This is a genomic window from Sinomonas cellulolyticus, from assembly GCF_014656475.1.
GTDB lineage: Bacteria > Actinomycetota > Actinomycetes > Actinomycetales > Micrococcaceae > Sinomonas > Sinomonas cellulolyticus.
This window is the reverse complement of the sequence record NZ_BNCM01000002.1, coordinates 367816-389974: the sequence shown is the minus strand read 5'-3', so window position 1 is coordinate 389974 and position 22159 is coordinate 367816. Positions and strand designations below refer to the sequence as shown.

The following is a 22159-nucleotide window of genomic DNA, read 5'->3' as shown; positions in this document are numbered from 1 at the left end:
AAGATCGCCGCGGGGCGTGCGTGCAGGCCGACTCGGGAGCCGATCGTCGCGGTGCGTTCTGCCATGGGATGCTCCTTCTGGTGTTGGGTCGTGGGGTCGATGCTAGAGGCCGAGCTTGTCGAGGACGGGCAGCGCCGCGCGGACCTTCTCGCGGGCCTCGTCGGCGCTGGCGGCGGCCAGGGCTAGCTGGGCGAGCGATTGGGCCTCGTCGAGGGTGACGGTCTTCAGAACGGCGTTGACCGCGGCGAGGGACCGGGCTGTCATGGACAAGCTCGTGACTCCCAGGCCGGCCAGCACTACGGCGAGTGCCGGGTCGGAGGCACTCTCGCCGCACACGCCCACGGGCTTGGGCTCGCCGGTGGCGGCCGCGGCCTGGGCGGCGCCGTCGCAGGTGGCCTTGATCAGCTGCAGCACGGCCGGTTGCCAGGGGTTGTTCAGGGCCGCGAGCGGGCCGAGCATGCGGTCCGCGGCCATCGCATACTGGGTGAGGTCGTTCGTGCCGAGGGAGGCGAAGGCCGCGCGCTGGAGGATGTGGGCGGAGGTCAGGGCGGCCGAGGGGACCTCGACCATGACACCCGCCGTCTGAAGTCCCGCCTCGGTGGCCAGGGCCACGAAGTGCTCGGCCTCGTCGGCCGTGGCGATCATCGGGGCCATGACCCACACCTCCGCCTCGTGCTCGGCGGCGGCCGCGGCGATCGCGGCGAGCTGGCGTGCCAGTACTCCCGGGGACGTCCAGTCGGTGCGGTACCCGCGAACGCCCAGAGCGGGATTCGGCTCGTCGGTGTTCGTCAGGAACGGCAGGGGCTTGTCCGCCCCGGCGTCGAGGGTGCGGATCACCACCTTCTTCCCGGAGAAGTGCTCGAACACCGCCCCATAGGCTGCGACCTGCTCCTCGTGCGTGGGCTCGGTATCCCGGTCCAGGAAGCAGAACTCGGTCCGCAGCAGGCCCACTCCCTCGGCTCCGGACTCGGCAGCCTTGGAGGCGTCCTTGCCAGTGGCGACGTTCGCCAGCAGCGGCAGCACGTGGCCGTCCGCGAGCCGGTTGTCGCCGTCGAACCCGCCGGCCAGGGCGGCGGCCTGCTGGGTCCAGGCCGCTGCGGCGTCTGCTTCGGCCTGCCCGGGATCGGTGGCCACCGTCCCGGCCGCGCCGTCCACGTAGACCTCGGTGCCGTCCGCGATGCGGTCCACGCCTTCGGCCGCGACCACGGCGGGCAGGCCCAGGGCCCTGGCCAGGATCGCCGTGTGGGACTGGGGGCCGCCCCCTGACGTGATGAGCGCCAGGACCTTGGCGGGGTCAAGAGTCGCGGTGTCGGCCGGGGCCAGGTCCTCCGCTGCGAGCACGAACGGCGAGTCGGATTCGGGGATGCCCGGCGCCGGGAGGCCCCGCAGCTGCGCCACGATCCGCGACCGCACGTCGAGCACGTCCGTGGCACGTTCCGCCATGTATCCCCCCAGGGACGCCAGCTTCTCGGCGACCGCGGCCCCGGATTCCCACACGGCGCGCTCCGCCGACCGCGCGCCGCCCTCGGCGGACGCATCGAGCAGTTTCACGGCGCCCTTGACCAGCATCGGGTCTGCAGCCATCAGGGCCGTGGCCTCCAGGACGCCCTTCGCATCGCCGGATGCCCCGGCGGCGCGCTCCTTCAGGGCCGCCTGGACGGCCTTGGACGCCGTCCTGATCCGCTCCGCCTCACCCTCCGCTGTGGTGCCCGCCGCCGGCCCCACTCCGGCGGGCGGCTCGGCGACCGGCGCCGGCATCTGCCGCACCCGCCCCACCACACGTCCCGGAGTGACACCAACACCGTGAAACTGCTCCATGACTCTCGACCTCGAACTCTCTCGGTCCTCACCGGACCGTGCCTTCTCAGACAGTGACGGGGACGGCTTCCTCGGCCTCGGGCGCCTTCCTGCCAACGTAGCGCTTGAGGGCAATCACGGCCAGAGCCGAAACCACCACGCCCACGGCGATGGAGATGACCCACAGGAGGAAGTTGTCGATCGCGAAGAAGACGAAGATTCCGCCGTGGGGCGCCTTCGAGGAGACGTTGAACGCCATGGACAGGGCACCCGTGATCGCGCCGCCGAGCATGGACGCCGGGATCACACGGAAGGGATCGGCCGCCGCGAACGGGATGGCACCTTCGGAGATGAACGAGGCGCCCAGCAGCCAGGCCGCCTTGCCGTTCTCATGCTCTGTCGCGTTGAAGTTCTTGTGGTCGAGCACGGTGGCCAGCGCCATGGCGAGCGGTGGCACCATGCCGGCCGCCATCACGGCAGCCATGATGTGGTACGGGGCCGCGTTGGTCTCGCTCGCAGCGCTCAGGCCGGCCACGGCGAAGGCGTAGGCGACCTTGTTGACCGGTCCGCCGAGGTCGAAGCACATCATGAGGCCGAGGATGACGCCGAGCACCACGGCCGTTGCACCGCTCATGCCGGTCAGCCAGTCGTTCAGGACCTTCGTCACCCACGCGATGGGGCCGCCCAGGACCAGGAACATCAGGCCCGAGGCGATGATGGAGGCGACGAGCGGGATGATCGCCACCGGCATCAGGCCGCGCAGCCAGCGCGGAGCGGGAAGCGACGCGAGCCAGTGCGCCGTGTAGCCGGCCAGGAGGCCGCCGACGATGCCGCCCAGGAATCCCGCGCCCATGAAGCCTGCCACGGCACCGGCCACGAAACCCGGTGCGATGCCGGGACGGTCAGCGATCGCATACCCGATGTAGCCCGCCAAGGCTGGGACCAGGAAGCCCATCGAGAGGCCGCCGATCTTGAACAGCACCGCTCCGAGGTATGCGCCCAGCGAGCCGAGCGCCTGCGGGCCGTACTCGGTGGGCAGGTTCAGGAGGCTGTTGTGGACCACGATGTTGTCCGCGTACTTCGTGATGTCGAAGCCGCCCAGCAGGAAGCCAAGGGCGATCAGCAGACCGCCGCCGGCCACGAAGGGGATCATGTAGCTCACGCCCGTCAGGAGGGCCCGCTTGAGCTTGGCGCCCCCGGATTCGCCCAGTTCGGAGCCGGACGCGGACGACGCCGCCCCGCTGGCTCCCGCCGTGATCCTCCGGCCGTTGGGGTCAGCCGCCACGGCGAGGGCCTCATCGAGCATCACGCCGGGCTCGTCGATCCCACGCTTCACGGGCGACTGCACGTACGGCTTCCCTGCGAAGCGCTCCTTGCCCCGGACGTCCACGTCGACCGCGAAGACCACAGCGTCCGCCGCATCGATCACGGAGGTGGGCAGCGGCGTCGAGCCCGCCGATCCCTGGGTCTCGACCTGCACGTCGATCCCCTTCTCCTTGCCGGCGGCGACGAGGGAGTCGGCTGCCATGTAGGTGTGCGCGATGCCGGTGGGGCATGCCGTGACGGCGACGATCCGCTTGGTGGGACGCCCGGCGGCAGCGCTGTCATCCGCGCCCGCCGTGCGTGTGCCCGAAGCCGCCGTGTGGAGGCTGGCTCCGCCAGCCGTGGCCGCGGCCGCCGCGTGCGCCGGGCCAGCCGCCGTTGGGGAGGGGACCGAGAGGCCCAAGGCCTCGTTGACGAGGGCCACGATGTCCTCGCGGGACTGGGCTGCCCGGAGGGCTGCCGTGAAGTCCTTCTTGATGAGGCTCCGGGCGAGCTTGGCGAGGAGCTTGAGGTGCTCCTGGTCGGCGCCCTCCGGGGCCGCGATGAAGAAGACGAGGTCCGCAGGGCCGTCCTTGGCTCCGAAGTCCACGGGCTGGGCGAGACGTGCCATCGCGAGCGAGGGCACCGTCACTGCGGCAGAGCGGCAGTGGGGGATGGCGATTCCCCCGGGCACGCCGGTGGCGGTCTTCTGCTCGCGGGCATAGGCGTCCGCGAACAGTCCCTCCACCTCGGTGGCGCGGCCGGCGCCGGCCACCAGGCCGGCCAGGTGCCGGATCACGTCCGCGGGCGCGGTGCCCAGCGACGCATCGAGCTCCACGAGCTCGGGGGCGATGAGTTCGGTCATGGCGGTTCTTTCTCTACAGGGCCGTGACGGTCACGGCGGAGGGAGTTGTCTGGTTCACTGCCGGGACGGTGGAACCCGGTAGGGACGCGGCCGCGGCTCCGTGGGCCACGGCCTGGCGCAGGCGGCCCTCGTCGTCCGCCCCGGTCGAATCGGCCAGGAGGAACCCGGCCAGCGAGGAGTCGCCGGCACCCACCGTGCTGACGGCCTTGATGGGAGAGTGCGTGGCGTGCCACGCACCGTGCGCGGTCACGAGGACCGCGCCCTGGGAGCCGAGCGTCGCGAGGACAGCTCCCACTCCCGAGTCCACGAGGGCACGGGCCGCGGCGGCCGCCCGTGCCGGTGAGGCTTCTAGCTCAGCCGGGGAGCCGGCGTCGCGCATCCCGACCATCGCCGCGAGCTCGGCGAGCTCGTCCGCGTTCGGCTTGAGCAGCTCCGGGCTGCCCTTCAGGGAGGCGGCCAGTGGTGCTCCGGAGGAGTCCACGGCGATGCGGGGCGCGGCGCCATCGGCGGCAGCGCGCAGTCGCTTCGCCGCCGTGGCGTAGAAGTCGTCCGGGACCCCCGGGGGCAGGGAACCCGCGAGCACCACCCAGGACGCGCCCCTGGACCGCTCGACGAGCAGGTCGAGGAGATCCTCCTGGAGGTCGAACGAGAGCTCCGGCCCGGGCTCGTTGACCTTGGTGGTGATGCCGTCCGGCTCCGTCAGGGCCAGATTGGAGCGCAGCGCGGCGCCGATGGGCAGCGCGGCGAAGGGGACACCGGTCGCGGCCATGCCTGCGAGCACCGGGTCGCCGGGGTCGCCGGGAAGCACGGCGAGGGTCTCGAGGCCCGAGGTCTTCAGGGCGCGCGAGACGTTGACGCCCTTGCCGCCGGACTCCTGCCGGACGGACACTGCGCGCTGCACCTCGCCCCGGGCAAGGGGGCCGCGCAGCTCGACCGTCCGGTCAAGGCTCGGATTCGCTGTCAGGGTCACGATCATGGTCTGCCTGCCTCCACAACGTCCACTCCGGCCTCCGCGAGGGCATCGGCCACCTCGCCCGAGGGCATTTCATCCGTCACTACGGCGTCCAGCTGGTCCAAGCGCGCGAACCGCACGAGGGTCTCCACGCCGAACTTGCTGTGGTCGAGGAGGGCCACGACGCGCCGGGCGCTGCGCACGAACGCGGCCTTGACCGCGGCCTCCTCGGTGTCCGGCGTGCTCAGGCCGAATTCGGCGTGGATGCCGTTCGCACCGACGAAGGCGAGGTCCGGACGCAGGCGCTCGACGGCGTCGACCGTGGCCTGGCCGACCGCCGCCCGGGTGAGCGGGCGGATCCGGCCGCCGAGGAGCTGCACGTTCAGGTTCGGGTCCGCGGCAAGCTTGTCTGCGATGGGCAGGGCGTTGGTGACGACAACGAGGCCCTGCCCGTCGGACCGACCCATGAGCCGCTCGGCGAGGGCCTCGGTGGAGCTGCCTGCGTCCAGCAGCACGCTGCCGGCACGGGAGGACCGGACGATGGCCGCCGCAGCGTCGGCGATGGCGCGCTTCTCGAGGAGGTTCTGCACCTGCCGCTCGAGGAGGCTCTCCTCGGTGGTCGCGCCCCGCCCGGCGGGGACCGCGCCGCCGTGCACGCGCCTCAGCACGCCTGCCGTCTCGAGTGCTGCGAGGTCGCGGCGGACGGTCTCGGTCGTGACCGAGAAGCGCTCTGCGAGCTCGGTGACGCTCACGCGGCCCGCCTCGGCGACCCGGTCCGCGACCAGCCGCTGGCGCTCTTCGGCGAACATCGACATGCCCTCCGACGCCTCCTTCCGTGCTGTGGTCCACCTCACATCGAAGTGGGATTGATTGACTGTATCTTTGTTTCTGTGGGGATGTCAATAGATCCCACACAAACAAAGATCGGCCCGTCGGAGCGGTTGCTCCGACGGGCCGATCTGTGGTGTCAGTCGGCTCCTACATGTCGCGGGTGTCCCGGCGCGTCACCTTCTCGCCCGTGTCCGGGTCGATGACCTGCCGCGACTCGCTCACGCGCCGCCGCGGCCGGGAACCCATCATCACGAGGGAGACCACCAGGCCGAGCACTCCGACCCCCATGAGGATGTACCCCACGAGCGTCTGGTCGATGAAGGGGATGAGGCCCGGGGACACGGCAAACGCCAGAATGGCTCCGAGGGCAATGAGGAAGATCGAAGCGCCGATGCTCATGGCAAGCTCTCCTTTCCTGCGGTGCCGCTGCACCGCAGCTTTGTGGCCCGCGGTTCCGCGCGCCTTGCCTGCGATTATCCCCACCCGCTGGGCGGGGAGCGGCGCGGCACGCTACAACTCACGGCTGTCCCGCCTCGTGACTGCCTCGCCGGACTCCGGGTCCACCATGCGCCGCGACTCGCTCACGCGCCGCCGTGGCCCCGTGCTCATCATGACGATGGAGATGATGAGGCCGAGGACGCCGACGCCCATGAGGATGTATCCGACGAGGGACTGGTCCACGTTGGGGATGATCCCCGGGGTGATGGCGAAGGCGAGGATCGCGCCGACCGCGATCAGGAAGATTGACGCACCGATGCCCATGATGAGCTCCTTCCGTCGCTGCGGGTGCTGGGCGCAGCGTGTGCGGCCCGCGGGGTGCGGACCTGACTGATTGGTTCCCCGCGGCGCATGCGTGAAACAGGGTCAACGCGGGAATCCACGCCGGCGGCGACCTCGCCGCCGTCCTCTGCGTCCTGGGCGAGGGGCGGACCACGCCATGGCACCCGGCTGGCCGAGAGGTACGCCGAGGGCGAAGGGGTGGCGACGGCTGTCCGACCCCGGCCGTACTGTAGGCCCATGGCGAAGAAGAAGAACGTTGCCCTTCGGATCGCTCGGGACACCGCCCACCAGGCGATGTTCGATTCCCAAGGCCGCGCGACCCCGCGGCTCCACCGGGCGCTCCTGCACGCCGTCGACGTCCAGCGCCCCCTCGTGCTGGCCAACCTCCGGCGCCTTCAGCGCGCCCACCCGTATGAGACCCCAGCTCAGCTCGCCCGCCTCCTCGAGCGTGACTACCTCAGGGCAGTGGGCGGAACCGGAGCGGCAGTCGGCGGCACGGCGGCCGTGCCCGGCGTCGGAACGCTGACATCGCTCGGCCTGTCCGCCGCGGCGACCGTCGGCTTCCTCGAGGCCACGGCACTGTACGCGGCCTCCATCGCCGAGCTCCACGGGGTCCACCTCGAAGACCCCGAGCGCGCCCGGACAACCGTCATGGCACTCATGCTGGGAGAGGAGGGCACTGCCCTCCTCTCGGCCCTGAGCGGCCAGGCCCTGGGGAAGGGCGCCCACCCCTCCCAGACGTGGGGGACTGCGCTCAACCGCTCGGCATCCTCCTCGGCGGTCAGGGCGATCAGGGGCACGGTGCAGAAGCGATTCCTCCGCTGGCTCATCAGGAAGCAGGGCGGGGCGCTCGTGGGGCGTGCGCTTCCGTTCGGCGTCGGCGCGGTGGTGGGCGGAGCCGGCAACCTCGCCATGGGGCGCGCCGTCATCAAGGCCACCCATGAGGCCTTCGGCCCCGTGCCGGACGTGGTGCCCGGCCAGCTCATGGCCGCCCCTGAGACCGGGGGGCCGCGGCGGGGGCTGCTCGCGCTGGTCACGCCGTCGGGTGCGCGCTCCGCCCTGAGCCGGGGGGACCGCAACGCGCCGAATGGGCAGCGCGAGACGCCGGAGCAGGCCGTCGAGCGCGAGATCGAGGAGCGGCGCGTGCGGCTCCGCGAGGGCGGTCCAGGGCTCTGACCGGCCGGCTGGCTACCCGCCGAAGACGGCGTGCGCCACGGCGAAGATGAGCACGCCGGCGAGGGCGCCCACCACGGTGCCGTTGATCCGGATGAACTGCAGGTCCTTGCCGACTTGGAGCTCGATCTTCTCTGAGGTCTCCTCGGCGTCCCACCGGGCGACCGTGTCCTCGATGACGCCCGCGATGTCGTCCTTGTACGTGCCCACCACGTAGGACGCCGCATCGGCCACCCACGCGTTGACCTTCCCGGCGAGCTCCTCGTCCTCCACGAGCCGGGCGCCGAAGTCCCGCACCGCGCCCGTGAACCGCTGGTGCAGCTCGCTGCGCGGGTCGGAGACCGCTTCGAGGAGCACGCGCTTGATCGTGGCCCAAGTGCGGCCGGCGAGGTTGCGCACCTGCGGGTCGCCGAGCAGCTCCGCCTTCATGCCCTCGACGCGGGCGATCATGGTCGGCTCGTGCTGGAGGTCCTGGGCGAGGTCCTTGAGATACGCGTCGATGGACTGCCGCACCTGGTGGTTCGGATCCGACTGGACGGCCGCGATGAACTTGGAGACCTCGATGTAGACCTTGTCTCCCACAAGCTCATTGGCGAAGCTCGGGACCCAGGAGGGCGATCGATCCGTGACGACCCGGCTCACGGTGTCGTAGTTCGCGGACACCCAGTCCGCCGCCCGGTCCACGAGCACGTCCACGAGCTGGTGGTGGTGGCCGGCGGCGAAGACCTGCTCGGCGACCCGCCCGAGCGGCGGCCCCCACGGCGGAGCCAGGAGGTGCTTGCGGACCATCCCCTCGATGACGACTTGGACGTCGTCGTCGTTCAGGACGGTGAACGCACCGTGCACGACGGCGGCGCCCTCTTTCGCGACCCGCTCGGCGCCCGCTGGGCTTGCGAGCCACGTCCCGGCCTTGCGGGCCACATCGACCGTCTCGAGCTTGGTCCGCACCACTGCGGAGGAGAGGAAGTTGTCCCGCACGAACCCCGAGAGGGAGGCCCCGATTGCGTCCTTCCGCGTCGGGATGATCGCGGTGTGGGGGATCGGCAGCCCCAGCGGGTGCCGGAACAGGGCGGTCACGGCGAACCAGTCGGCGAGGGCGCCAACCATGCCGCCCTCGGAGGCCGCCCGGACGTACTGGAGCCACGGGTACTGCCCCTGGAGGGCGAAGGAGACGCAGAAGACCACGGCCATGACTACCAGGAGCGAGAGGGCGAGCGTCTTCATCCGGCGCAGCGCCGCCGCGCGCTCCTCGTCGGTGGGGCCGAGTCCCTGAGACGCGGACACGGGGCGATTCAGCGTCACCATGCCTCAACCCTACCGGCGCCCCCTGACAGGCCCCGGCGCTGTTCGCGCACGGCGCCATGGTCTCGTCAGGGTCCGATAGCCTTGCGCCATGACCACCCGCCCCCTTGTCTATGCCCATCGCGGCGCGAGCGCGCGGTTCGCCGAGCACACCCGCGCGGCCTACGTCCAGGCCCTGCTGGACGGCGCGGACGGCGTCGAGTGCGATGTGCACCTGACCCGGGACCAGCAGCTCGTGCTGCTCCACGACTCGAATCTGGACCGCACGTCCAACGGCACCGGCCCGGTGGCCGAGAGGACGCTCGCCGAGCTGCGTGAGCTGGACTTCTCCTCGTGGAAGGGCGCCCGCATCCCGGAAGAGGGTGGCGCGCTGAGCCAGCAGCTGCTCACCCTGCCGGAACTCCTCAACCTCCTGGCGGGAGCCGGGAGGGAGATCGGGCTCGCGATCGAGCTCAAGCACCCGAGCCCCTACCGTCTCGCCCTCGAGGACCGCGTCCTCGAGGTACTCCGGGAGCGCGGCTGGGAGCCCGAGGCATCGCGCGCGGGCAACGTCCGCGTGAGCTTCATGAGCTTCGATGCCGAGGCGGTCGAATACCTCCTCAAGACCGTGCCCCCGCGGCACGTGTGCATGCTCGTGGACGACATCTCGGTCGAGGAGGTCAGGGAGTCCACGGCTCTCGGCGCACTCACCGGGGGCGCCGTGGCGAACGTGCTCCGGGCGGCGCAGCTCGACGCCGAGGCCATCCTCGACGAGTCGCGCGTGGGACTCGCAGGCCCCGGCATCGCGTACGTGCGGGACCACCCGAAGCGCGTGCGGTCGTGGCTTGAAGCGGGCCTCACGTTCCGCGTCTGGACCGTCGACTCGCCCGAGGACGTAGAGCACTGCCTCTCAGTGGGCATCCAGGAGATCACGACGAACCGGCCCGCGGAGGTGCTTGCGCAGCTGGGTGCGGCGCGTGGCTGACGTGGAACCGGCCCCGCCGACGGACGGGGACGCGGGAGGGGCGGCCGCCGGGCGCAAGGCTGGTGGCAGCGGTGCAGCGCACGACGCCGGCGCTTCGGTCCCGCTGCGGCGCTCGCCGGGGGCACGGATCGGCGCCTCGATCGCCGTGGCCACGGGGCTCTACGGTGTCTCCTTCGGTGCCCTCGGAGTGGCCTCCGGGCTCGATGTGCTCCAGACGATCGCCCTGAGCCTGCTCATGTTCACCGGCGGATCGCAGTTCGCCTTCATCGGCGTGATCGCCGGCGGGGGCTCGGGTGCGGCGGCGACCGCCGCGGCCACCCTGCTCGGCGTCCGCAACGCCGTGTACGGCATGCAGCTCAACGCCATGTTCCGCCCACGGGGCTGGCGCCGTTTCGTGGCGCCCCAGTTCACCATCGACGAGTCCACGGCCACCGCAGTGGGCCAGGACTCCCTCGTGGAGCGCCGCCGCGGCTTTTGGGTGGCTGGCGTCGGCGTCTTCGTGCTGTGGAACCTCTTCACGGCTGTCGGGGCGCTCGCGGGCAATGCGCTCGGGGATCCCAAGCAGTGGGGTCTTGACGGTGCGGCCGTCGCGGCGTTCCTCGGCCTGCTCTGGCCGCGGCTCAAGGGGCGCGAGCCGTGGGCCATCGCGGTCGTGTGCGCGCTCGCGACCGTCCTCGCGGTGCCGCTCGTCCCGCCCGGCGTTCCGATCCTCGTGGCCGCCCTCGTGGCTGCCGTCCTCGGGTGGGTGAGCCACGCCCGGGCGGAGGCTGGCAGGCGTGCGGCGGGGGCCGGCGTCGAGGGCCTCGGCCCGGATCTCGACCCCTACGAGCGCGGGGGCCACCGGCACGAAGGGGAGGATCGGCCATGACCCTGTGGTGGTGGATCATCATTGCGTGCGCCGCGGCGTACGCGCTCAAGCTGCTCGGCTATCTGTTGCCGCGCACGTGGATGGACAACGAACGGATGCTGCGCATCGCGGGCACCGTCACGATCGGCCTGCTGGCCTCGCTCACCGCGGTCAACGCGTTCGCGAGCGGCCAGTCGCTCGTGCTGGATGCCCGGTTGGGCGCACTCGGTGCAGCGGCCCTCGCGCTGGTCCTGCGTGCGCCGTTCCTCGTCGTCGTGATCGCCGGGGCCGCGGCTGCTGCTCTCCTGCGCCTCGTCGGCTGGTCCTGAGGGGAGAGCCTCGGGTCCCGTCCTTCCCTACTGCCGCCCGGGCGCGTCAGGCCCCTGCTCGCCATACGGGTTGGGCTGGCCGTAGGGGTTGGGCTGGCCAGACGGGTTGGACTGGCCAGAGCGGTCCGACTGGCCGTACGGGTCCGACTGGCCGTACGGGTCCGACTGGCCGTACGTGTCCGACTGGCCCGGCTGCCGGCTCTGCTCCCCGTACGGGCTCTGCGGTGCGCCGTACGCGGGTGGCTGCTGGCCGTATGGGGCCTGCGGCGTCTGGCCATACGTCTGCTGCCCGTACCCCTGCTGCCCGTACTGCTGCGGCGGCTGTGGCTGGCCCCAGTACTGCTGCTGACGGTAGCCGCCCGGGCCCATGAGGGCACCCTGGCCGAGGTAGCGGGCCTGGCCATAGCCGAGGATCGGGAGGAACACGACCGAGAGGAGCACGAGTCCTACCGTGTAGGCCGAGTCCTTGCCGAACGACTTCGCAAGATCGTTCATGGCGATGATCCCGAGCACGAGCGAGACGATGTTCACCACGGGAATCCAGCTGCACACGATCATGACCCAGAACCACCATGCGGGCCGGCCGATGATCTGGGTGAGAAGGATCCAGTAGTTGTAGACGGGGACGAAGGCCTCCCACGCGGGCCTGCCTGCCTTCGTGAAGATGCCCATCCAGAGGAGGCCCATGATTGCGAAGCCGACGACGGTGCCGATCAGGCCGAACATGATTCCGAGTCCCGCGGCAGCTCCGGGGGAGGTCCCGTAGGCCGTCGACGCGACGACAGAGAGCGAGGTCATGCTTCGACGCTAGCGGGATTCGGCCCTCGCCGCCATGGGCCCGTGGTCCCTGTGGACAGGATCGCTCAGAGCGGCAGTTCGACCCCGGGAATCGGCTCGAGCGGGGGCAGCGGCCGGTTCTCGCGGTGGGTGCGGATCGCGTCCTCGACGAGGGCCACGTAGCGCTGCCAGGCGAAGGACCCGGGCTCGACCGTGTCCCCGGCGCCGATGAGCATCGCGACGAGGCGCACCATGTCGATCAGCTGCAGTTCCTCCCGCAGGGTGCCCTCCTTCTGCCCGCGCTGCAGGAGCACCCCCATGGACTCGATGAGCTTTCCGGCGAGTCCTACGAGCAGGCCGCGCCGCCCTGCCACCGCGGAGAGCAGATTGTGCTCGTCGTTGGCCACCTGCATCACGGCGTTGAGTACCTCCACGAGCCCGGCGGCGGCGTCGGGATTCTCGAGGGCCATCTCGGCCACGGGGTCGACCTTGACCTTGATCTGCCGCTCGACCGCGGCGAGGACCAGTTCGTCCTTGTCCGCGAAGTTCCGGAACAGGGTCGCTGGGCCGACCCCGGCCTTGTCGGCCACGGTTTTGAGGGACACGTTCGGCCCCTCCTCGCGGAAGCAGTCGAGCGCCGCCGTGATGATCTTCTCGATGTTGCGCGCCGCGTCGGCACGCATAGGCTTGCGCCACGCTCGTTCCTGCTGCATGTTTCCACAGTACGACTGAGAGTTCCGGTGTCGCCTATGTGACGCTCTGCTCTCGCAGACGCCGCACGACGGCGGGTGGCAGACTGGGCGCATGATCGTCGCCTTCTCCGTGTCCCCCTCAGGTTCCTCGTCCAGCGATTCGGTGCATGAGGCCGTGGCCGCGGCGGTGCGGGTGGTGCGCGAATCGGGCCTGCCGAACCACACGAGCTCGATGTTCACCGAGATCGAGGGGGAATGGGATGAGGTGATGGACGTGGTCAAGCGCGCCACCGAGGCCGTGGGCCGCTATGGGACCCGCGTGTCCCTTGTACTCAAGGCCGACATCCGCCCGGGCCACACCGGCGAGCTCACGGGCAAGGTCGAGCGGCTCGAGGCCGCCATCGACCGTCAGGCCGGAGGCGAGAACTCGGCCCAGTAGCCGCGCCGCCGGCCGGGTGCCAGACTGGCGCCATGATCGAGCACGTCGCGCACCCCGAGTGGATCGATGTCGAACGGTGGCTCACCGAGACGGTGGTCAAGCCGGGCCCAGAGCATGAGCGGGCCCTCACCACGGCTCAAGAGCGGGGCATGCCGCCCATCGAGGTCCAGCCCACCTCGGGCAAGCTCCTGAGCCTCCTCGTGAAGATCTCCGGCGCACGCCGTGTCCTCGAGATCGGCACGCTCGCCGGGTTCAGCAGCATCTGGATGGGGCAGGCCCTCCCGGAGGGGGGCCACCTCGACACCTGCGAGTACCTGCCCGAGCACGCAGCCATTGCCCGGGAGAACCTGGCCGAGGCCGGTCTGCAGGACAGGGTCACCGTCCACGTCGGGCCGGCCCTCGACACGCTCGCGACCCTCACCGGCCCGTACGACCTCGTCTTCATCGACGCGGACAAGCAGAACAACTCCCATTACCTCCAGTGGGCCGTCAGACTCGGGCGGCCTGGCACCGTCGTCGTGCTCGACAACGCCGTGTGGGAGGGGGCGCTTCTCGAGCCCGAGCGCGACCCCGCCAACGCGCCCTCGATCGTCGAGTCCCTCGAACTCCTCGGCGGTCCGCTCTTCGACGCGACCGTGGTGCAGACAGCCGGCTCCAAGGGCTGGGATGGCTTCGCGCTGGCCATCGTGAGGTAGCGGCCGGTGCAGGACTTCGAGATCGCCGACGCCGTCCCGGCGGACGCGGAGGCCATCCTCGCCGTCAAGGACGCCTGCTGGCGCGAGGCGTACGCGCACCTCCTCCCACCGGAGTTCCTCGCCCACGGCCTCGGCGGCGACCCGCAGCGCACCGAGCGCTGGCGCCAGCTTCTCGCGCACGACGCCGCCGGGCGCTTCGCGCTGGTGCGTCGCCGAGGCAGGGTGGTCGGCTTCGCCGGCGCGGGTCCGGCCCGGGCCGAGGACGATCCGCCTAGGGTAGACGATCTGCGCGAGCTGTACACGGCCTACGTCCTCACGGAGATGTACGGCACGGGTGCGGCCCGCGCCGTCGTCGACCGCGTCCTCGGGCGCGGCCCCGCAATCCTCTGGGTGTTCGAGGACAACCCACGTGCCCGGGCGTTCTACGCCAAGCTCGGCTTCGCCCCCGACGGCGCAGGCAAGCTCGACGAGATCGGCGGCCGGCGGCTGTCGGAGATCCGACTGGCCCGGCAGATGCCGCCGGAGAAGGTGTAAGAAGGAGAGCATGAAGGCCCTCGTGTACCACGGCCCCCATCGGAAGTCGTGGGAGGACGTCCCTGACCCGGTGCTGCAGGCGCCCACGGACGTGATCGTGCGCATCGAGGCAACCACGGTCTCCGGCACAGACCTGCACATCCTCACAGGGGATGCGCAGTCCGTCGCCGAGGGCCGGATCCTTGGGCACGAGGGCGTCGGCGTGGTCACGGAGGCCGGGCCGGAGTGCCGGCGGGTGCGGGTCGGGGACCGCGTCATCGTCTCCTCGATCACCAAGTGCATGGGCTGCGACTCGTGCCTCTCCGGCCTCACCTCCTACTGCGAGACCCTCGGGGGAATCGGCTGGGTGTTCGGGCACCTCCTCGACGGGACGCAGGCCGAGTACGTTCGGGTGCCGTTTGCCGACAACGCGCTGGTCCCCCTGCCCGAGGGCATGACCGCCGAGCAGGGCGCCGTGCTCAGCGACATCCTGCCCACCGGGTACGAGATCGGGGTCCTCTACGGCGGGATCGGCGAGGGGGACGAGGTCGCCGTCATCGGCGCCGGTCCGGCGGGCCTGGCCTCGATCATGACGGCGGCGACGCTCGGCGCGCAGCACATCATCGCCGTCGACCGCAACGAGTACCGCCTCGAGAAGGCGCGCACATGCGGCGCAACCGACGCCGTGACGGTTGCTGACGGCGTGGACATCGGGGCGGAGGTCAAGGCGCGCAGCCGCGATGGCCTCGGGGTGGACGTAGCCATCGAGACGGTGGGCCTTCCGCGGACCTACGCCGAGGCGCTCGCGTCGATCCGCCCGGGCGGCCGCGTGGCCAACGCGGGCGTCCACGGCAAGCCGGTCTCGTTCCCGCCGGACCGCGACTGGGTCCGCAACATCACCGCAATGACAGGGCTGGACAGCGAGACCGAGGAGCCCGACCTCCTCGAGCGCATCGCCGACCGCGAGATCGACCCCGCCAAGCTCGTCACCCACCGGTTCCCCTTCGACCGGATCCTGGACGCCTACGAGACGTACGGCAATGCGGACGCGCGCCGGGCGATCCGGGTGATCGTCGGGTCGGGGGACTGATGGCGCGCCCACCGGCCAAGGGCCCCTCGGCGCCCCGCGCGGGGATGTACCCGATCAGCACCGGAACCGCCGAGCTCGTTCCGGACGGCGACTCCTCCGACGGCTGGCTCCTGAAGATCAACGGCGTGCAGAGCTCCCACGTGGTGCTCAGCGACCCCCTTCGGCTCGACTTCGAGTACATGCGCTGGATCGTCGCCCTCATCGAGGACCGGTTCGATCCGTCGTCCACCGACCGCCTGCGCGTCCTGCACCAGGGCGGCGGGGGCTGCTCGATGCCGCGCTACCTCGCGGCACGGTATCCAGGCGCGCGGCAGGTCGTCGTCGAGCTCGACGCGAAGCTCGCCGACTACGTGCGCGAGTGGTTCGACCTCCCCAAGGCGCCGCTCGTGCGCATCCGCGTCGGCGAGGCCCGCGCCGTGACGGAGTCCCTCACGGCCGGCACCCGCGACGTCGTGATCCGTGACGTCTTCGCGGGCGCCAGCACGCCCGATCCGCTTACCACCACAGAGTTCATCACCGCGTCCGGCCGCCTGCTGGGCGCGGGAGGGCTGTTCGTGGCGAATATCGGCAGCGCGCCGGACCATGTCACTGCGCGGATCGAGGCCGCAGCCATCGCCGAAGTCTTCCCGCACACCGCGATCGTTGCGGACCCCGCCATGCTCAAGGGACGCCGCTACGGCAACTTCGTCATCGCGGGAAGCACGACGCCGGTCCTCGCCTCGCCTGCCCTGCGTCGCCGCCTGCTCGGCGGAGGACTCCCGGCCCAGTTCTGGGACGACGAGCAGGTGCGGGCGTGGATAGGTGCCTCACGGCCGCGAAGGGACCCGGCGGCGGATGTCGATGCCGAAGATCCTGACCCCCTTCCCTGAGAGGCCTTCCCCGATCCCGCCCGCTAACTGCTCAGGCGGCCGTCGGCGCCATCCCGAGCAGCATGGGCCGCGCGATCTCCATCTGCTCCTGGAGCGCCCCGGCCACGGCCGCTACGGCTGGCTGCCGGTAGGAGTCCGGGCGCAGCACCATCCAGTAGGGGAGCTGTTCCCGGAAGTAGTCGGGCAGGAGCCGCACGAGGTCCTCGTGCCGGTCCGCCATGAAGCAGGGCAGGAAGCCGATCCCCGCCCCGGCCCGGGTCGCCTCGACGTGCACGAACACGTTGGTCGACGTCAGGCCGTCCCGCATCTCGGGCGCGAGGCGGCGCGGCGCGTCGAGGTCGTCGATCTGGAGCATCGAGTCGACGAAGTACACGAGGCCGTGGCGGGCGAGCTCCTCGGGCGTCTGCGGAGTTCCGTGCCGGGCAAGGTAGGCGCGGGAGGCGTACATCCCAAGCGTGTATTCGCCGAGCCGGACCGCGTGGGCGCGGTGGACCTGAGGCTCGCCTTCCACGACGACCTCGAGGTCCACGCCGGAACGCTGCTGGAGGGCACGCCGGGTCACGGTGACGAGTTCGACGATGAGGCCTGGGTGCTCGGCCCGCAGCCGGGCCACCGCGGGAGAGGCGATGTAGGCGCTGAAGCCGTCCGTCGCCGTCATGCGCACCACCCCGGTGATGGGGTCCTCCCCGCCGGGACCTAAGCGTCCCACTGCGTCGGCGACCTGGGCCGCGATGCCCACGGCCCGTTCGCCGAGCGGGGTGAGCTCCCAGCCGCCCGCGGCGCGGGCCAGCACGCGGCCGCCGAGGGACTTCTCGAGGGCCGCGATTTTGCGCGCCACCGTGGTGTGGTTCAGGCCCAGGCTCTCGCCCGCCGTCGTGAACTTCCCTGAGCGGGACACCTCCAGGAGCACGAGGAGGAGATCGGGGGAGGGCTGGGCCGACATCATGGGAACACTCTACGGGTCTATCTGCAAATCTGCACAGGATCAGTGCCGGATTGATCATTGAAGGCGCAGTCCTGCGCAAGGAATACTCGTCGGGACATGTGATGGGCGCCATACAGTGAAGACGCCCGCGAGGCTTCGAATGTGAGCCGTGTCAGTGACGACACCCAGGAGGCACCCCTATGAGCGTTAGTCAGCGCTCCGCCGGCAGCACCGATCAACCACTGCTCAAGAAGATCGTCTCGGCCTCGATGGCCGGCACGGTGGTCGAGTGGTACGACTTCTTCCTCTACGCGACCGCGTCCACGATCGTGTTCAACAAGATCCTCCTGCCCAAGATGGGCAACGAGTACGACGCGATCATCGCCGCGTTCCTCACCTACGCGGTCGGCTTCGTGGCCCGGCCACTCGGCGGCATCGTGTTCGGTCAGATGGGCGACAGGATCGGCCGCAAGCGGACGCTCCAGATCACGATCGTGCTCATCGGCGTGGCGACCGTCCTCATGGGCTGCCTGCCCACGTACGGGCAGATCGGCGTCTGGGCGCCAATCCTGCTCGTCGTGCTCCGCTTCGTCCAGGGCCTCGCCCTCGGCGGGGAGTGGGGCGGGGCCGTCCTGCTCGTGGCCGAGCACGCCCCGGACAGGGAGCGCGCCTTCTGGGCGTCATGGCCGCAGGCCGCGGTGCCGGTGGGCAACCTCCTCGCCACGGCGGTGCTGTGGATCATGACCACGACCCTCTCCAACGACGCCTTCCTCGCATGGGGCTGGCGCGTGGCGTTCTGGCTCTCCGCGATCGTGGTCCTCGTGGGCTACTACATCCGCACCAAGATCGACGAGGCGCCCATCTTCCAGGCGGCCAAGGCCGACCTCGAATCGGAGAAGGCCGCCGGGTACGGCGTCCTCGAGGTGCTCAAGCGCTACCCCAAGGGCGTGCTCGTGGGCATGGGACTGCGCTTCGCGGAGAACATCCTGTACTACCTCGTCGTGACGTTCTCGATCGTCTACCTCGGCACGGGCCTGAAGATGAACACGGCCTCGATCCTCGGCGTCATCGCGATCGCCCACCTCTGCCACTTCGCCATAATCCCGGTCGTGGGCCGCTTCGCTGACCGCATCGGCCGCCGGCCGGTCTACCTTGCCGGAGCAATCCTCGGCGGGACCTGGGGCTTCTGGGCCTTCCCGGCCTTCGGCACCAAGAACACCTTCGTGATCCTGCTGACCATCATCGTGGGCCTTGCCTTCCACTCGCTCATGTACGCCGGCCAGCCGGCGATCATGGCGGAGATGTTCCCGACCCGCATGCGCTACTCGGGCGTCTCCATCTCCTACCAGGTCACCTCCATCGTGGCCGGGTCGCTGGCTCCGGTCTTCGCGACCGAGTGGCTCAAGGCAACCGGCTCCTGGTGGCCCACTGCGGTGTACCTCGCCGCGGCCGGCGTGATCACGCTCATCGCGGTCCTCGCCCTGCGGGAGACCAAGGGCACCTCCCTCCACGCGCTTGATGCCGCCGACGCGGCGAAGTACCTTGGTGCCTCTGAGTCGGAGGTCCGGGCATGAGCATCGAAGGGCGCAAGGCGGTCGTCACCGGCGGCGCTGCGGGCATCGGCGCCGCCGTGGCGCGCGGCCTCGCAGACCGGGGAGCGCACGTGGTGGTTGCGGACCTCGACGGCGACGCCGCCGAGAAGCTCGCCGGCGAACTCGGCGGCAGCGCGTGGGCCGTGGACCTCCTCGACACCGCGGCACTCGAGGACCTGCGCCTCGACTGCGACATCCTCGTCAACAATGCCGGGATCCAGAAGGTCGCGCCGATCCAGGACTACCACCCCGAGGCGTTCCGCCGCATCCAGCGGCTCATGGTCGAGGCCCCGTTCCTCCTGATCCGATCGGCCCTCCCGCACATGTACGAGAAGGGCTGGGGGCGCGTGATCAACCTGAGCTCCGTGCACGGTATCCGGGCCTCGGCCTTCAAGAGCGCCTACGTCACGGCCAAGCACGCGCTCGAGGGCCTCTCGAAGGTCACGGCCCTCGAGGGTGCCGAGCACGGCGTCACCTCCAACTGCATCAACCCCGGGTACGTCCGCACGGCCCTCGTGCAGAAGCAGATCAAGGACCAGGCCGCCACGCACGGCATCCCCGAGTCCGAGGTCCTCGACAAGGTGATGCTCACCGAGATGGCCATCAAGCGGCTCGTCGAGCCCGCCGAGGTCGCCTCACTCGCCTGCTGGCTCGCCTCGGACGATGCCGGCATGGTCACCGGCGCGAGCTACACGATCGACGGCGGCTGGTCCGCCCGGTAGGCCGCCCGACGGGTATCAAACTGCACAAGCCAGCGCTGGTTCCGGCCCCAAGGGGGTCTGGACCGGCGCTGGCTTGTGCAGTTCTGAACGGGGATCTTCCGGGCACTCATCCAGACCGCGCCGTGTCTGGTATCCCGGACGCCGTGCGCAGGACAACGGGTGCGCACGCGGCGCCGTACGCGCCACACTGGGGTGGTCCGGTATTGCAGACGCCGGCCGCGCTGGAAGGCGCGAGAAACGGAAGGAACCCCGATGTCCGCCGCACCCGCTGCCGTGCGCGAGAAGTCCAAGGTGCCCGCCGCGGAGAGCACGCTGCGCATCCTGCGGCTGCTCGCCTCGCGGCGCGGCCCACAGCCTGCGTCCGCGATCGCGGCACAGCTTGGGCTGCCGCGCTCCACCGTGTACCACCTCCTGGCCGTGATGGAGGAGAACGGGTTCGTGATGCACTTGGCGGAGGAGCAGCGGTTCGGCCTCGGGATCGCGGCCTTCGAGCTCTCGAGCGCGTACTCCCGGCAGGAGCCGCTCTCCCGGCTCGGCCGCCCGGTGCTGGCCGCCCTCGTCGACGCCATCGGCGAGAGTGCCCACCTCGCCGTGCTGCACGGGCGGGACGTCTACTACATCGTCGAGGAGCGCGCCAAGAACAGGCCCTCGCTCGTGACGGATGTGGGAGTCCGCCTGCCGAGCCACCTCACCGCGAGCGGCCGGGCCATCCTCGCCGCGCTGCCCAAGTCGCAGGTCCGGGCGCTGTACCCGAACGCCGCCGCGTTCACCGCGCGTACCGAGGAGGGCGAGCAGATCCGCTCCTATTCGGCGCTGCAGTCCGAGCTGGACCAAGTGCGGCAGCGCGGCTACGCGACCGAGGACGGCGAGGTCACCGGCGGCCTCGCCTCCGTGGCCGCCGCGGTGCTGGACCACGCGGGGTGGCCGGCCGCCGCGGTGGCGGTGACCTTCGAGGGCGGCCGCGTGCCGGAGCAGCGGCGCGAGGAGCTCTCGAAGCGCGTCGCGAAGACGGCGGCGGAGCTCGCCACCCGCATCTACGGGCGGGCGTAGCGGGACGCCGCGGAACGCCGTCGTGCACCGGCTGGTGCGGCCGCACGGCTGCCGGCGTATGGTGTGGATCACAGTGATGCCCGCCTGCCGCACCGGTTGCCCCGCGGAGCATCCGGAAGGGCGCGCATGCCGACCAGCGGAGGCGGTGCCGAGCGCCCGCGCCGCCTCACGTGGCGCCGGGCGCTCCTTGCCGTGTGCATCGTGCTGGTCCTCGTGGTCGTCGGCGGGGCCGTCTACGTGACCCAGCTGGCCGCGAGGTTCAACTCCAACGTCCACCGTTCTGATGCCCTCGCCCGCGCGGCCACGGAGCAGGCGGCGAGCCCCTCGCCGTCGGCCGTGGTCCCGAAGCTGGCCAAGGACACCAACATCCTCATCATGGGCCTCGACTCCCGCCTCGACGAGAACGGCCAGCCGCTTCCCCAGGACATCCAGAACGCCCTGCATGCCGGAGACGACTCGGTCGGCTTCTACAACGCGAACGTGCTCATGCTCGTGCACATCCCGGCGGACGGCTCGAAGTCCACGGCGATCTCGATCCCCCGCGACGACTACGTCGAGACGGCCGGCTTCCCGGGCGCCGGGTTCATGGCCAAGGTCAAGGAGGCCTACAGCTACGGGTTCGCCGTCGAGCAGCAGACGCTCCTCGATCAGGGCAAGCCCAACGACGACGCGACCTACCAGAGCGCCCGGGACGCCGGTCGCGCCGCCGAGATCGCCACCGTCTCCCGATTCCTCGGAGGTGTGCAGATCGACCACTTCGTCGAGGTCACGATGGTGGCGTTCTACGAGGTGGCGCTCGCGATCCAGCCGATCACGGTGTGCGTCCTGAGGGACACGCAGGACACCTTCTCGGGTGCCGACTTCAAGGCCGGTGTGCAGCAGATCGATGCGCAGCAGGCCATGGCGTTCGTCCGCCAGCGCCGCGACACCTCGGACCCGACCTATGACTTCACGGATCTGGACCGCTCCCGCCGCCAGCAGGCGTTCATCGTCTCAGTCCTGCACCAGCTCAAGCAGGCCGGGACCTTCACCAACCTGCCGAAGATGGAGGCGGTGCTGGACGCGGTCAGCAAGAACATGGCCGTGGACCGCGGACTGGACCTCCTGCAGCTCGCCCAGCAGGCCAACTCGCTCACGGGCGGGAACATCTCCTTCACCACTCTGCCCATCCTCGGATTCGGCACCTCTCCGGAGGGTGCCTCGATCAACCTCGTCGACCTCGCCCAGATCCAGGGGATGGTCCGCGACCTCCTCGCCCCCGCTCCGGCACCCACGACGGCGCCGTCCCCGACTCTCGCGGGCGCCTCGCCGGCCCCCGTCTCACCGACCGCCGCCCCGACGTCGTCCGAGGACTCGTCCCAGGGCACCGGCGGAGCGGCCGCCACGGCGGACGGCACCCCGCAGCCCGCAACGCCCACGCCGAGCCCGGCCCCGACCTACACCACTTGGGAAGGGGCCCTTCAGGGCGGCGCCGTCCCGTGTGTCAAGTAGCGGCGCCGTCTGCGCAGGGGGACCGTTGTCCGCGTCCTCGGCGCGTCTGGAATCCCGGACACCACCCTCTCTGGGGCCCTGTCTTCGGGGTCATCGCCGCGGTGTCATAGATACAGCAGGCCGGCCAGATGCCGCCACACCATCCACCAGACGCCCACACCA

At 70.8% G+C, this 22159-nt stretch carries 23 protein-coding genes; 13 read left to right on the top strand and 10 right to left on the bottom strand.

Translation table 11 applies throughout. From position 1 onward, the window contains the following. Positions 1-102: 102 nt before the first annotated feature. From ptsP to IE231_RS04015, 6 genes are all read right to left on the bottom strand, one after another. The gene (gene ptsP / locus IE231_RS04040; protein ID WP_189692643.1) at positions 103-1818 is read right to left on the bottom strand and encodes a phosphoenolpyruvate--protein phosphotransferase; all 1716 of its coding nucleotides are present in this window, start codon (positions 1816-1818) and stop codon (positions 103-105) included. 46 nt (positions 1819-1864) lie between these two features. Next, positions 1865-3964: a PTS fructose transporter subunit IIABC gene (locus IE231_RS04035; protein ID WP_189692642.1), complete on the bottom strand. Its 2100-nt coding sequence runs from the start codon at positions 3962-3964 to the stop codon at positions 1865-1867. A 13-nt stretch (positions 3965-3977) separates the two neighbouring features. Further along, entirely contained in the window at positions 3978-4940 is a 963-nt protein-coding gene (locus IE231_RS04030) for a 1-phosphofructokinase family hexose kinase (RefSeq protein WP_189692641.1), read from the bottom strand. Next, on the bottom strand, positions 4937-5725 hold the full coding sequence (locus IE231_RS04025; RefSeq protein ID WP_189692678.1) for a DeoR/GlpR family DNA-binding transcription regulator: 789 nt from the start codon (positions 5723-5725) through the stop codon (positions 4937-4939). The genes IE231_RS04030 and IE231_RS04025 overlap by 4 nt, the downstream gene beginning before the upstream one ends. Positions 5726-5894: 169 nt before the next feature. Further along, on the bottom strand, positions 5895-6146 hold the full coding sequence (locus IE231_RS04020; protein WP_189692640.1) for a DUF6458 family protein: 252 nt from the start codon (positions 6144-6146) through the stop codon (positions 5895-5897). Between the two features lie 111 nt (positions 6147-6257). Then, on the bottom strand, positions 6258-6509 hold the full coding sequence (locus IE231_RS04015) for a DUF6458 family protein (RefSeq protein WP_189692639.1): 252 nt from the start codon (positions 6507-6509) through the stop codon (positions 6258-6260). 255 nt (positions 6510-6764) lie between these two features. On the opposite strand from IE231_RS04015, the gene IE231_RS04010 reads away from it, so the two are divergent. Then, on the top strand, positions 6765-7703 hold the full coding sequence (locus tag IE231_RS04010) for a hypothetical protein (RefSeq protein ID WP_229866477.1): 939 nt from the start codon (positions 6765-6767) through the stop codon (positions 7701-7703). A 12-nt stretch (positions 7704-7715) separates the two neighbouring features. On the opposite strand, the gene IE231_RS04005 is transcribed toward IE231_RS04010, so the two are convergent. Further along, complete coding sequence (locus IE231_RS04005; protein WP_189692638.1) at positions 7716-9005, bottom strand: DUF445 domain-containing protein; 1290 nt, start codon at positions 9003-9005, stop codon at positions 7716-7718. A gap of 88 nt (positions 9006-9093) precedes the next feature. Here IE231_RS04005 and IE231_RS04000 point away from each other — a divergent pair, with 88 nt between their 5' ends. The 3 genes from IE231_RS04000 to IE231_RS03990 all read left to right on the top strand — a co-directional run bounded on the left by IE231_RS04000 (position 9094) and on the right by IE231_RS03990 (position 11142). Further along, positions 9094-9966 carry a glycerophosphodiester phosphodiesterase gene (locus IE231_RS04000; protein ID WP_189692637.1) on the top strand — a complete coding sequence of 291 codons (873 nt, stop codon included), beginning with the start codon at positions 9094-9096 and terminating at the stop codon, positions 9964-9966. A 103-nt stretch (positions 9967-10069) separates the two neighbouring features. Then, a complete protein-coding gene (locus tag IE231_RS03995) occupies positions 10070-10834 on the top strand; it encodes an AzlC family ABC transporter permease (RefSeq protein WP_189692677.1) in 765 nt (254 codons plus the stop codon). Then, complete coding sequence (locus IE231_RS03990) at positions 10831-11142, top strand: AzlD domain-containing protein (RefSeq protein ID WP_189692636.1); 312 nt, start codon at positions 10831-10833, stop codon at positions 11140-11142. Before IE231_RS03995 ends, IE231_RS03990 begins: the two co-directional genes overlap by 4 nt. Positions 11143-11169: 27 nt before the next feature. Here the strand turns inward: IE231_RS03990 and IE231_RS18455 are convergent, their stop codons facing one another. Continuing rightward, complete coding sequence (locus IE231_RS18455) at positions 11170-11940, bottom strand: DUF5684 domain-containing protein (protein ID WP_201896925.1); 771 nt, start codon at positions 11938-11940, stop codon at positions 11170-11172. Between the two features lie 65 nt (positions 11941-12005). Further along, positions 12006-12632 (bottom strand): TetR/AcrR family transcriptional regulator, encoded by a 627-nt coding sequence (locus IE231_RS03980; protein ID WP_189692635.1) that lies wholly within the window; start codon positions 12630-12632, stop codon positions 12006-12008. A 91-nt stretch (positions 12633-12723) separates the two neighbouring features. Here IE231_RS03980 and IE231_RS03975 point away from each other — a divergent pair, with 91 nt between their 5' ends. The 5 genes from IE231_RS03975 to IE231_RS03955 are packed head-to-tail and all read left to right on the top strand — an operon-like array spanning position 12724 to position 16217. Then, on the top strand, positions 12724-13050 hold the full coding sequence (locus tag IE231_RS03975) for a thiamine-binding protein (RefSeq protein ID WP_189692634.1): 327 nt from the start codon (positions 12724-12726) through the stop codon (positions 13048-13050). 32 nt (positions 13051-13082) lie between these two features. Continuing rightward, complete coding sequence (locus tag IE231_RS03970; protein WP_189692633.1) at positions 13083-13745, top strand: O-methyltransferase; 663 nt, start codon at positions 13083-13085, stop codon at positions 13743-13745. A 6-nt stretch (positions 13746-13751) separates the two neighbouring features. After that, positions 13752-14279: a GNAT family N-acetyltransferase gene (locus tag IE231_RS03965; protein ID WP_229866476.1), complete on the top strand. Its 528-nt coding sequence runs from the start codon at positions 13752-13754 to the stop codon at positions 14277-14279. Positions 14280-14289: 10 nt separating this feature from the next. After that, positions 14290-15348 carry an alcohol dehydrogenase catalytic domain-containing protein gene (locus IE231_RS03960; RefSeq protein ID WP_189692632.1) on the top strand — a complete coding sequence of 353 codons (1059 nt, stop codon included), beginning with the start codon at positions 14290-14292 and terminating at the stop codon, positions 15346-15348. Further along, on the top strand, positions 15348-16217 hold the full coding sequence (locus IE231_RS03955; protein ID WP_189692631.1) for a spermidine synthase: 870 nt from the start codon (positions 15348-15350) through the stop codon (positions 16215-16217). Before IE231_RS03960 ends, IE231_RS03955 begins: the two co-directional genes overlap by 1 nt. Positions 16218-16248: 31 nt before the next feature. Here IE231_RS03955 and IE231_RS03950 read toward each other — a convergent pair whose 3' ends face one another. Next, positions 16249-17163: a LysR family transcriptional regulator gene (locus IE231_RS03950; protein WP_229866475.1), complete on the bottom strand. Its 915-nt coding sequence runs from the start codon at positions 17161-17163 to the stop codon at positions 16249-16251. A 179-nt stretch (positions 17164-17342) separates the two neighbouring features. Between IE231_RS03950 and IE231_RS03945 the strand changes: the two genes are divergently transcribed. From IE231_RS03945 to IE231_RS03930, 4 genes are all read left to right on the top strand, one after another. Beyond that, on the top strand, positions 17343-18716 hold the full coding sequence (locus IE231_RS03945; protein WP_189692630.1) for an MFS transporter: 1374 nt from the start codon (positions 17343-17345) through the stop codon (positions 18714-18716). Next, a complete protein-coding gene (locus IE231_RS03940; protein WP_189692629.1) occupies positions 18713-19456 on the top strand; it encodes a 3-hydroxybutyrate dehydrogenase in 744 nt (247 codons plus the stop codon). Before IE231_RS03945 ends, IE231_RS03940 begins: the two co-directional genes overlap by 4 nt. A 252-nt stretch (positions 19457-19708) precedes the next feature. Further along, a complete protein-coding gene (locus IE231_RS03935) occupies positions 19709-20506 on the top strand; it encodes an IclR family transcriptional regulator (protein ID WP_189692628.1) in 798 nt (265 codons plus the stop codon). Between the two features lie 126 nt (positions 20507-20632). Beyond that, a complete protein-coding gene (locus IE231_RS03930; protein WP_201896924.1) occupies positions 20633-21997 on the top strand; it encodes an LCP family protein in 1365 nt (454 codons plus the stop codon). Positions 21998-22159 lie beyond the last annotated feature (162 nt).